Genomic DNA, 11481 nt, shown 5'->3' with positions numbered 1-11481 from the left:
AAACGGCTTAGTATCATCGTTTCTTGTGCCCAGGTGGCGGAATTGGTAGACGCACTAGGTTCAGGTCCTAGCGGTGGCAACACCGTGGAAGTTCGAGTCTTCTCCTGGGCACCACTTATTCAAATGAAACCCGCCGCAACATGGCGAGTCTCATGCAAGACGAAGAAGCCAACTTCGGCCGATTTGATCGGTAAAACGGCAAAAAAGTCGATGAGCAATCATCGCAATGTGCCCAGGTGGCGGAATTGGTAGACGCACTAGGTTCAGGTCCTAGCGGTGGCAACACCGTGGAAGTTCGAGTCTTCTCCTGGGCACCACTCTTCAAGAAAAAACCGAGCCTATGGCTCGGTTTTTTCGTTTCAGCCATCAGCTGACCAAGCTGCGCGCCCCGCCACCTGCAGCCCCTCACAACCACCAACGCCAGACATTAAAAGACCGCCCGAAGGCGGTCTTTTTTGTAGCGCAGAGCCTAAATCAAGCGTACGGATGGCGCAGCACAATGGTCTCGTTGCGATCCGGGCCGGTGGAGATGATGTCCACTGGCGCCTCAACCAACTCCTCGATGCGCTTGATATAGGCGCGAGCATTGGCTGGCAGCTCATCGAGAGCCTTTGCTCCGACGGTCGACTCGCTCCAGCCCGGCATCTCTTCGTATACCGGCTGCAGACCATCGTAGCTGTCAGCGTCGGTAGGTGCGTCGATGAGCACGTCGCCGTTGCGATCCTTGTAGCCAACACAGATCCGGATGGCTTCCAACCCATCGAGCACATCAAGCTTGGTCAGGCAGATGCCGGAAATGCTATTGATCTCGATGGCACGACGCAGAATGACCGCATCGAACCAACCACAGCGACGCGCACGCCCAGTAGTCGAGCCGAACTCATGGCCGCGCTCAGCCAGACGAGCACCAACATCATCGAACAGCTCGGTCGGGAACGGACCGGAACCTACGCGCGTGGTGTACGCCTTGGTGATGCCAAGGATGTAATCCAGATACAGCGGACCGAAGCCCGAACCTGTAGCAGTGCCGCCAGCAGTAGTACTGGAGCTGGTCACATAGGGATAGGTGCCATGGTCGATATCGAGCAGCGAGCCCTGCGCGCCCTCAAACATGATGCAGGCGCCCTGCTTGCGCAGCTCGTGCAAACGGGCAGTGACATCGGTGATCAACGGCTTGAGGATTTCCGCGTAGCCGAGTGCTTCGTCGAGGGTTTTCTGGAAATCAACCGGCTCGACCTTGTAGAAGTTCTGCAGCACGAAGTTGTGATACTCCAGCAACTCGCGCAGCTTGACCGCGAAGCGCTCCGGATTGAACAGATCGGCAATGCGCAGACCGCGACGTGCAACCTTGTCCTCGTAGGCCGGGCCAATACCGCGACCTGTGGTACCGATCTTACCTTCCGAGCGCGACGCTTCGCGCGCCTGATCCAGGGCCACATGGTAAGGCAGGATCAACGTGCAGGAGGGGCTGATGCGCAGACGCTCACGAACCGGCACACCCTTCTCTTCCAGCTTGGTGATCTCGCGCAGCAGCGCATCGGGAGCGACCACCACGCCATTGCCGATCAGGCATTGCACGTTGTCGCGCAGGATGCCGGACGGAATCAGGTGCAACACGGTCTTCTCACCGTCGATGACCAGAGTGTGACCGGCATTGTGGCCGCCCTGGTAACGCACGACCGCAGCCGCCTGATCGGTCAGCAGATCGACGATCTTGCCCTTGCCCTCATCACCCCACTGGGTGCCCAGGACCACGACGTTCTTACCCATAACCCTTTGTCCTCTTCGGCGAAGCATGTGCCGGTCGCAACCGGCGATAATCGAAATCAGGCAGCACCGCTCCGCGCGGCACCCTAGCCATCAGGACGCCAGCGAGGCTACCGTCCAGACATCATTACTCAACAGCAATTGCCGATCACAACCGAACTGCGCGGCATCAGCCTGCGACTGGCCATCGAGAGCCTGCACCACGCGCTCACCCTGGCGACGCAACTCACGAATCGCACCCCACAACCCAGGCTCATCGCTATGCGGCGCCCAGATACCTGACTCAGGCGCCGTAAGATCGGCATTACCCAGACTGACCAAGCTCTTCAGATCCGTAGAGAACCCCGTCGCCGGCCGCGCACGTCCAAAATCGGCGCCGATGTCATCGTAACGACCACCTTGAGCGATCGACTGACCAACGCCAGGCACGAATACGGCGAACACCACTCCAGTATGGTAGTGATAGCCACGCAATTCGCCCAAATCGAAATACAGCGGCACATCCGGATAACGCGCAGCCAGCTGATCAGCGATCGCCACCAACGTTTCCAGGGCTGTCTGTACATCGCCCGGCGCGCCGGCCAGTGCTGTCCGTGCATCGTCGAGCGCTTCGCGCCCACCGCACAGCCGCGCCAGCGCACGCAGCATGCTCGCCAGCCCCGGTTCGAGCACAGCCGTCAACCCGGCAATCTCGTCCATTGCCTTGCGCTGCAACGCATCGAACAGGCGCTGCTCGGCGTCGCCGCTCAGCCCAGCGGCCTTGGCCAGCCCGCGATAGATGCCGACATGACCGAGGTCCATGTGCACATTCGGCACATCGGCCAGCTCCAGCATCTCCAGCATCAGACTGATCACTTCGATGTCGCTGGAAGCAGACGCGTCGCCGTACAGCTCCGCACCCAACTGGATGGGACTGCGCGATGTGGAAAGCGCCTGCGGCTTGGCGTGCAGCACGCTGCCGGCGTAGCACAGGCGACTTGGACCCTCACGGCGCAAGGTATGCGCATCGACACGGGCCACCTGCGGCGTGATATCGGCGCGAAGACCCATCTGCCGCCCGGAAAGCGGATCGATGACCTTAAAGGTTCGCAGATCAAGGTCCTGCCCGGAGCCAGTGAGCAGAGACTCGAGAAACTCGACATGCGGGGTGATGACCAGCTCGTAGCCCCAGCGCTGGAACAGGTCCAGCACGCGCCTACGCGCCGTTTCGATACGCGCCGCCTCGGGCGGCAGCACCTCTTCGATGCCATCTGGCAAAAGCCAGCGGTCTACCGTTGCCATTCGCGAAGTCACCTCTCGTTCCGGTAAGCCCAGACGAAAACCGTGGCAACAGCCTTAGCTGGCCTTCGGTCGCGTGCAGTTGTATTCGAACCATGGCATCCGAGCCATGCCCCTGAAGGGGTCGGCATGCGCCGCATGCCTGGGATAGCCTGCGACCTCAAGGGCACAGACGCAAAAAAGCCGGGACTTTCCCGGCCGGCGGATCATAGCAATCTTTTCCCTACCGGTCACCCGGCGGCACTCACGCACCGCCGGGAAAGCCGGCCAAGTGGCCATGAAGCGCTACTTGCTGCTCTCCAGATAACGGAAGAAGTCGCTCTTCGGATCGAGCACTAACACATCTTCCTTGCTCGAGAAGCTTTCGCGGTAGGCCTGCAGACTACGGTGGAACGCGTAGAACTCCTGATCCTGCCCGTATGCAGAGGCATAGATCGCAGCCGCCCTGGCATCACCATCACCACGCAGCTCCTCGGCCTCACGGAACGCCTCGGCAAGCAGCACACGGCGCTGACGATCTGCATCAGCACGGATGCCCTCGGCAAGTTCCTTACCCTTGGCGCGATGCTCTCGAGCCTCGCGTTCACGCTCGGAACTCATCCGCTCGAACACGCTGCGGTTCACTTCACGCGGCAGGTCGATACCCTTGACCCGCACGTCAACGACTTCAATGCCAAGCTCCTGCTGTGCCGCACGATTCAGGCTGGTAGTAACCTGAGCCATTAGCTCGTCACGCTGCCCTGACACCGATTCATGTAGCGTGCGCTTACCAAACTGGTCGCGTAGCGCCGCTTCGAGACGACGCGCCAGGCGCTCATCGGCGATCTGCTTTACGCCCGAGGTTGCGGTATAGAAGCGCTCGGCATCATCCACACGCCACTTGGCATAGGAGTCGACCATCAGCGCCTTCTTCTCCAGCGTGAGGAAGCGCGAGGTGGTCGTATCAAGTGTCAGCAGTCGCGCATCGAACTTGCGCACCGAGTTCACGTACGGAATCTTCATGTGCAGGCCAGGCTTCACGTCAGGCTCGACGATACGGCCAAAGCGCAGCAGCACCGCACGCTCGGTCTGAGACACGATGTAGAAGCTATTCCACAGGACGATTGCGGCGACTACACCCACGATCAACGCCGTAAGGGATTTATTGCTCATCAGCGACTCTCCCTCGTACGAACTTCACGCGGATCCAGCTCCGGCGGCAAACGAGTGCCCTGAGTTGCAGCACCCGAAGCAACGCCGGCAGGCGCTGGCGTGCTAGCGCCACGGCTGTTGATCATCTTGTCCAGCGGCAAATAGAGCAGGTTCTGCCCACCGTCACCGCTGACCATGACCTTGCTGGTATTGCTCATGACTTCCTGCATGGTTTCCAGATACAGACGCTCACGAGTAACCTCCGGCGCCTTGCGGTACTCGGCGACCAGCTTGCTGAAGCGATCAGCTTCACCCGTGGCACGCGAGATTACAGCATCGCGATAACCACTGGCCTCTTCCAGCATTCGCTGGGCCTGACCACGCGCCTCAGGAATCACGCCATTGGCGTAGGATTCCGCCTGGTTCTTTTCACGCTGTTCGTCTTCACGCGCACGAATTACGTCATCGAACGCTTCCTGCACCTCACGCGGCGCGGCGGCACTCTGCAAGTTGACCTGAGTGACGACAATGCCAGTGCCGTAGTTGTCGAGGAACCGCTGCAAACGTTCCTTGACCTCACCAGCCATGACCTCACGACCTTCGGTGAGCACCTGATCCATCGCCGTGGAGCCCACCACGTGGCGTACAGCGCTATCGGTGGCGTGCTGCAAGCTCACTTCAGGCTGGTCAACACTGAGCACGAACGACTGCAGATTGCTGATCTTGTACTGAACGGTGAGCGGCACCTCGATGATGTTCTCATCCTCGGTGAGCATCTGGCCCTGCTTGCTGTAAGAGCGCTCTCGCGTCACGTTCTCTTGGAACTTGCGATCGATCGGCGGGAAGTAGATGTTCAGACCAGGTCCTACTGTCTCGTGATACTTGCCGAAGCGCAGCACGACTGCCTGCTCCTGCTCGTCAACGATGTAGATGGCATTGAACAGCCATACCGCCAGCAGTACGACCAAGGCAATCCAAACCAGACCGAAACCGGCGCGCTTGCCGCTACCGCCGAAATTGCTGCCGCCACCACGCTTCTTGCCGCCAAACATGCCGTTCAGGCTGTCCTGCAGCTTGCGGAAAGCCTCATCGAGATCCGGCGGGCCTTTCTGGTCGCCGCCGCCACGTCGGCCACCGCCACCACTACCCCAGGGATCCTGGTTGTTCGAGTTGCCACCCGGCTCATTCCAAGCCATAGCGCTCTCCATTCAAATAAAGCTAAAGGCGCGCCCACGGCGCGCCCGCCAATGCTACAGAAAGCCCCGAACGACCGGCAAAATTGCCAGCGCAGGCTTTATTGCAAAGTGTGTTGCTCGATGAACTCGTCCACCCGCAACCCTTCGCGGCTGATCAAGCGATTCAATTCGATTCTCGGCAGGCGAACCTCAAGCAGACTACCACCCTCTTCATCATGCGTTTCGCGCTGCACGGCGCTGAGCTCGAAGAATTGCGCACGCAGCCGTCCGAGTTGTTGCGGCAGGCGCAGCGTTCCGACGAAAAGGTCATTACCCAGCAGTTCGGCGATCGCCTGGCGTACGAGGTCCAACCCAAGCCCGTCACGCGCAGACACCCACACGCGTTGCGGCTTGCCATCGGCATCACGCTGAATCTGCGGCTCGATGCCTTCCATGAGATCGACCTTGTTGTAGACCTCCAGCATCGGCAATTCATTGGCGCCGATCTCTCCGAGCACCGCCAGCACTTGCTCGATCTGCTGATCGCGTTCCGGCTCGTGCGCATCGATGACATGCAAGAGCAGATCGGCATTACTGGATTCTTCCAGCGTCGCCCGGAAAGACTCCACCAGTTTATGCGGCAGATGACGAATGAACCCCACGGTATCGGCCAGCACCACCGGCCCGACATCGTCGAGTTCCAGTCGGCGCAGCGTCGGATCGAGCGTGGCGAACAGCTGATTTGCCGCGTAGACGTCTGACTCGGTCAGCGCATTGAACAAGGTGGACTTGCCGGCGTTGGTGTAACCGACCAGCGACACTGACGGAATATCAGCGCGGCGACGGCCACGGCGAGCCTGCTCGCGCTGCCCACGGACCTTCTCCAGGCGCTGCTTGATCTGGCGAATACGCACACGCAGCAGACGGCGGTCGGTTTCCAACTGGGTTTCACCCGGCCCACGCAGGCCAATACCGCCTTTCTGGCGCTCGAGGTGGGTCCAGCCGCGAACCAGACGGGTACTCATGTGCTCTAGCTGGGCCAGCTCGACCTGCAACTTGCCTTCATGGGTACGGGCGCGCTGGGCAAAGATATCCAGAATCAGACCGGTGCGGTCCAGCACACGGCATTCGAGCGCGCGCTCGAGATTGCGCTCCTGACTGGGCGTCAGCGTGTGATTGAAGATCACCAGTTCGGCCTCGCCATCCTTGACGAGGTCATGCAGCTCTTCGACCTTGCCGCTGCCGATCAGGAACTTGGCAGACGGCTGATGCCGAGAAACATTGACGAAGCCGACCGTTTCGGCGCCAGCAGAACGCGCCAGTTCCTGGAACTCCTGTGGGTCCTCGCGTGCCGCGGGGTCCTGGCCGTCCAGGTGCACCAGGATAGCCCGCTCACCACCACCGGGACGTTCGAAAAACAAGTAAACCTACCTCAGTCGTTACCCGACTCGGATTGCTCAGCATCGCCAGCGGTCGGCAAGCGCACAGGGCGGCCAGGAACCACGGTGGAAATGGCGTGCTTGTAGACCATCTGGCTGACGGTATTCTTCAGAAGAATGACGAACTGGTCGAAGGACTCGATCTGGCCTTGCAGCTTGATGCCATTGACCAGATAGATGGAAACCGGGACGCGTTCCTTACGCAGTGTGTTGAGGTAAGGGTCTTGTAGCGAATGCCCTTTTGACATGTGCCGCACTCCTTAGAGGATCTGATTTCATTAGTGTTCTAAAAGTACAACCGACGATCCACGTGTTTGAGAATAGACGGTCAATTCGCAGTGTCAGCTCAATATGGAGAGCGATTGCAGGTATTTCAATGCGCGCGGCAGATTGTCGCGGGACAAACTGTCCAGCCAGTGTACGTCTCCCCAGCCCCGCAACCAGGTGAATTGGCGTTTGGCCAATTGCCGGGTCGCGATGATGCCGCGCTCAACCATTTCCTCTCGAGTCGATGATCCGTCCAGATATTCCCAGACCTGACGATAACCGACAGCTCGAATCGACGGCATACCGAGATGCAGATCACCGCGGCACCGCAGGGCTTCGACCTCTTCGACGAAGCCCTGTTCAACCATGTGCACGAAACGCCTCTCGATGCGCTCATGCAGAACGTGCCGTTGCGCAGGAGCGATACACAGTTGCGCGACAGTATAAGGCAAGACACCGGAGCCCGGCGCGTCTGCGGCGGCTTTTTGCGACCTTTGTCGGGCGCGGTGCTCGCTCATGGTCAAGCCGCTGACGCGATAGACCTCCAGCGCGCGTACCAACCGCTGCGGATCGTTGGGATGAATGCGCGCCGCCGATTCCGGATCCACCTGGGCCAGCTGATCGTGTAGCACCTGCAAACCTTGCGCCGCGGCCAGCGCTTCGAGCTCGGCGCGCACCGAAGGGTCAGCCGCCGGCATATCAGCCAGGCCTTCCTGCAATGCCTTGAAATACAACATGGTTCCGCCAACCAGCAACGGAATCCGGCCGGCAGCACTGATTTCCGCCATCGCCACCAGCGCATCGGCACTGAACTCAGCCGCCGAGTAGCTCTCGGCCGGATCGCGGGTATCCACCAGGCGATGCGGAAACTCGGCCAGCACTTCAGGGGAAGGCTTCGCCGTGCCGATGTCCATGCCACGGTAGACCAGCGCCGAATCGACGCTGATCAGCTCGCAGGGCAGCACGCGCGCCAGTTCCAGCGCCAGATCGGTCTTGCCCGAGGCGGTGGGACCCATGAGAAAGATCGCGGGAGGCAGAGAAGACATCGGTGAGCTCGGCAGGCACGGCCGCATAGTTTCCAGTGGCGGGCGACAGGTCGCAAGCACGGTCTGCAGCCCGGAGCTGGGTCAGCGACCGCGCAGGAACAGTCTGTCCAGTTCGTCCATGCCCAGCTGGGTCCAGGTCGGGCGGCCATGGTTGCACTGTCCACTGCGTTCGGTGTGCTCCATGTCGCGCAGCAAGGCGTTCATTTCCGGCAGCGTCAGGCGGCGGTTGGCCCGCACTGCACCATGGCAGGCCATGGTTGCCAGCAGCTCGTTGAGATGCGCCTGGATGCGGTCACTGGTGCCGTACTCCAGCAGATCGGCAAGCACGTCGCGCACCAGCTGGGTGGCTTCGGCCTGCTTGAGCAGCGATGGGATCTGCCGAATGGCCAGCGTTTCCGGGCCCAGCCGCTGCAGCTCGAAGCCCAGCTTCTGGAACCACTGCGCATGCTCTTCCGCGCAATCGGCCTCGCGCTGGCTGAGGGCAATGGATTCAGGCACCAGCAGCGGCTGACCCCGCAGCCCTTCGCTGGCCATGGCGGTCTTCAGCCGCTCGTAGGTGATCCGTTCGTGGGCGGCGTGCATATCCACGAGCACCATGCCCTGGGCATTCTCGGCGAGGATATAGACCCCCTTGAGTTGCGCCAGCGCATACCCAAGCGGCGGCACATCATCCTGGCTCGCCGGCAGTGCCGCAGGACCGCTTTCGGGTAGCGGCGTGAAAAACTCGCGATAGGCGCCCTGGGCCTCGGCGGTGTAGCCGGTCGATGCCGGGCGTGGCGCCTGATAGCCCGCGCCAGCGCCCCGCCAGGCAGGCGCCTCGCCTTGCGGCCGCTCGAGCACGGTGGCGGCCAAACGCATTTCGTTCTGTCCGGCGAACTCGCCGGCAGCCAGCCCGGAGACCTGAGTCATCGGCGCTACGCTCGCCGGCGCGGCCAGCTGGTCCTCGGGGCGCACATCGCCCAGCGCGCGGTGCAGCGTGCCGTAGAGAAAGTCATGCACCATGCGGCTGTCGCGGAAACGCACCTCGTGCTTGGTCGGGTGCACGTTGACATCCACCACCGCCGGATCGACGTCGAGAAACAGCACGAAGGTCGGGTGCCGCCCATTGAACAGCACATCGCGATAGGCCTGGCGCACCGCGTGCGCGACCAGCTTGTCGCGGACCATGCGGCCGTTGACGTAGAAATACTGCAGATCGGCCTGGCTGCGCGAGAAGGTCGGTAGACCGACCCAGCCCCACAGCCGCAGGCCGTTACGCTCGATCTCGATGGGCAGCGCCTGCTCGAGGAACGCCGCGCCGCAAACGGCAGCGACGCGCCGCGCACGCGACGCGTCATCGCTGGCCTGATGCAGCGCCAGCACCGCCTTGCCGTTGTGACGCAGATGGAAAGCGACATCGCAACGCGCCAGCGCCAGTCGCTTGATCACTTCCTGCAGATGATCGAATTCGGTTTTCTCGGTGCGCAGAAACTTGCGCCGCGCCGGTGTATTGAAGAACAGGTCGCGTACTTCCACCGAAGTGCCAACCGGATGCGCTGCCGGCTGCACCCGCGCTTCCATTTCGCGGCCTTCGGTTTCCACCTGCCAGGCTTCGCTGGCATCGGCGGTGCGCGAGGTCATGGTCAGACGCGAGACGGAACTGATGGACGCCAGCGCCTCGCCACGAAAACCGAGGCTCATGACCCGTTCGAGATCTTCCAGATCGCGAATCTTGCTGGTGGCATGGCGCGCCAGGGCCAGCGGCAGGTCATCCGGCGGAATGCCGCAACCGTCGTCTCTTACCCGCAACAGCTTGACGCCACCCTGTTCGACGTCCACCTCGATGCGCCTGGCGCCTGAGTCCAGGCTGTTTTCCAGCAGTTCCTTGATCACCGATGCCGGACGCTCGACCACCTCGCCGGCGGCAATCTGGTTCGCTAGCCGCGGACTGAGCAGCTGAATGCGCGGAGTATCGGTCATGGCTGGGAAGCCAGCGTGGTAGCGGGGATATTCAGTGTCTGGCCGACCTTGATCACGTCGTTGCTCAGGCTGTTGGCGCTGCGCAAGGCAGCCAGGCTGACCTGATAGCGCTGGGCAAGCAGTGCCAGGCTTTCACCGGAGCGCACGACGTGCTCGCGTGGGCCGGCGGCAATCTTGCCGGAGTCACGCAGCCAGGCAACATAGGTGCCCGGCGGCGGATTCTCGTGGAAGAACTGCCGCACTCCGCTATGAATCGAGCGCGCCAGCGCCTGCTGATGGCTGGAGGTTTGCAGCTTCTTGGCTTCCGACGGATTGGAGATAAAGCCGGTTTCAACCAGGATCGACGGGATGTCCGGCGACTTCAGCACCATGAAACCGGCCTGCTCGACACGGCGCTTGTGCAGCGGCGTGATGCGGCCCATGTTGCTCAGCACTTTCTGCCCGACGTTCAGGCTTGAGGACAGCGAGGCGGTCATCGACAGATCCAGTAGCACGCCTGCAAGCATCTGATCCTTGTCGCCGAGGCTGACGTTGCCGGCACCGCCAATCAGGTCGGAACGGTTTTCGCTGTCGGCCAGCCAGCGCGCGGTTTCCGAGGTGGCACCGCGGTCAGACAGGGCGAACACCGAGGCACCGTAGGCCGCCGAGCGCGGCGCGGCATCGGCGTGGATCGAGACGAACAGGTCGGCGCCCTTCTTACGCGCGATCTCGGTACGTTTGCGCAGAGGAATGAAGTAGTCGCCGGTACGCACCAACTCGGCACGGAAGCCCTTGTCGGCGTTGATCTGACGCTGCAATTCCTTGGAAATCTGCAATACCACATGCTTCTCGTAGACCTTGCCGGGACCGATGGCGCCCGGGTCCTCGCCACCGTGGCCGGCGTCGATAGCGATCACGATGTCGCGCTTGCTGCCGCCCGTGGCCGGCAGCTTGACCGCGGGCAGGGTTGGCGAAACCGGAGCGGCAGGCGTGGCAGGCGTAGCGGTGGCTGGCGGTTGAGTCGCAGCGCGGGCAGCCGTGGCCTGGTCGAACAGATCGACCACCAGCCGGTGGCCGTATTGCTGATTGGGCGCCAGGCTGAAGCTCTTCGGCGATACGGGCGCATGCAGGTCGACCACCACGCGCAGAGTGTTCGCGTCGTGCTGGCCGGCGCGCAGGGAGGCTACCGGTGTGTTCTGCAGTGCGAGCTTGTCGAGTTCGGCCTTGAGCGTGGCGCCGGTCACGTCGATGACTAGCCGATCCGGCGCGGTGAGGGTGAAGATCTTGTGCTCGACCGGCCCGGACAGATCGAACACCAGACGGGTGTTGTCCGGCGCGCGCCACAAGCGCACGCTCTGCACATCGCTGGCTGCTAACAGGTCCGTTGCCATCAGCAACAGCGCCAGGCCGCCAATAAAGGTGCGAATGCGCATACCCAAA

The 11481-nt window shown here is 61.7% G+C and carries 9 protein-coding genes and 2 tRNA genes; 2 read left to right on the top strand and 9 right to left on the bottom strand.

Features of this window, described 5'->3' with window-relative positions:
* The first annotated feature begins 27 nt into the window (after window positions 1–27).
* Together UIB01_RS02885 and UIB01_RS02880 are read left to right on the top strand one after the other, a co-directional pair.
* Window positions 28–114: transfer RNA gene (locus UIB01_RS02885), tRNA-Leu, on the top strand.
* Window positions 115–230: 116 nt separating this feature from the next.
* A tRNA-Leu gene (locus UIB01_RS02880) sits at window positions 231–317 on the top strand.
* A 157-nt stretch (window positions 318–474) separates the two neighbouring features.
* Here UIB01_RS02880 and UIB01_RS02875 read toward each other — a convergent pair.
* From UIB01_RS02875 to UIB01_RS02835, 9 genes are all read right to left on the bottom strand, one after another.
* Complete coding sequence (locus tag UIB01_RS02875) at window positions 475–1770, bottom strand: adenylosuccinate synthase (RefSeq protein ID WP_038656694.1); 1296 nt, start codon at window positions 1768–1770, stop codon at window positions 475–477.
* 90 nt (window positions 1771–1860) lie between these two features.
* Window positions 1861–3048 (bottom strand): ATP phosphoribosyltransferase regulatory subunit, encoded by a 1188-nt coding sequence (locus UIB01_RS02870; RefSeq protein ID WP_038656692.1) that lies wholly within the window; start codon window positions 3046–3048, stop codon window positions 1861–1863.
* Between the two features lie 282 nt (window positions 3049–3330).
* Window positions 3331–4197: a protease modulator HflC gene (hflC, locus tag UIB01_RS02865; protein WP_038656690.1), complete on the bottom strand. Its 867-nt coding sequence runs from the start codon at window positions 4195–4197 to the stop codon at window positions 3331–3333.
* Window positions 4197–5372, bottom strand: a complete 1176-nt coding sequence (gene hflK / locus UIB01_RS02860; protein WP_038656688.1) for an FtsH protease activity modulator HflK — start codon at window positions 5370–5372, stop codon at window positions 4197–4199. Before hflK ends, hflC begins: the two co-directional genes overlap by 1 nt.
* Before the next feature lie 98 nt (window positions 5373–5470).
* Window positions 5471–6772, bottom strand: coding sequence for a ribosome rescue GTPase HflX (hflX, locus tag UIB01_RS02855; RefSeq protein WP_038656686.1), 1302 nt, complete (start codon window positions 6770–6772; stop codon window positions 5471–5473).
* Window positions 6773–6783: 11 nt separating this feature from the next.
* Complete coding sequence (gene hfq, locus UIB01_RS02850) at window positions 6784–7038, bottom strand: RNA chaperone Hfq (RefSeq protein ID WP_003283098.1); 255 nt, start codon at window positions 7036–7038, stop codon at window positions 6784–6786.
* Between the two features lie 93 nt (window positions 7039–7131).
* A complete protein-coding gene (miaA, locus tag UIB01_RS02845; RefSeq protein WP_038656684.1) occupies window positions 7132–8103 on the bottom strand; it encodes a tRNA (adenosine(37)-N6)-dimethylallyltransferase MiaA in 972 nt (323 codons plus the stop codon).
* Window positions 8104–8184: 81 nt separating this feature from the next.
* Window positions 8185–10062, bottom strand: a complete 1878-nt coding sequence (mutL, locus tag UIB01_RS02840) for a DNA mismatch repair endonuclease MutL (protein WP_038656682.1) — start codon at window positions 10060–10062, stop codon at window positions 8185–8187.
* Window positions 10059–11474 carry an N-acetylmuramoyl-L-alanine amidase gene (locus UIB01_RS02835; RefSeq protein WP_038665351.1) on the bottom strand — a complete coding sequence of 472 codons (1416 nt, stop codon included), beginning with the start codon at window positions 11472–11474 and terminating at the stop codon, window positions 10059–10061. Before UIB01_RS02835 ends, mutL begins: the two co-directional genes overlap by 4 nt.
* Window positions 11475–11481 lie beyond the last annotated feature (7 nt).

Source organism: Stutzerimonas decontaminans (assembly GCF_000661915.1).
GTDB classification, from domain to species: domain Bacteria; phylum Pseudomonadota; class Gammaproteobacteria; order Pseudomonadales; family Pseudomonadaceae; genus Stutzerimonas; species Stutzerimonas decontaminans.
This window is presented reverse-complemented; position numbering and strand designations above follow the sequence as displayed.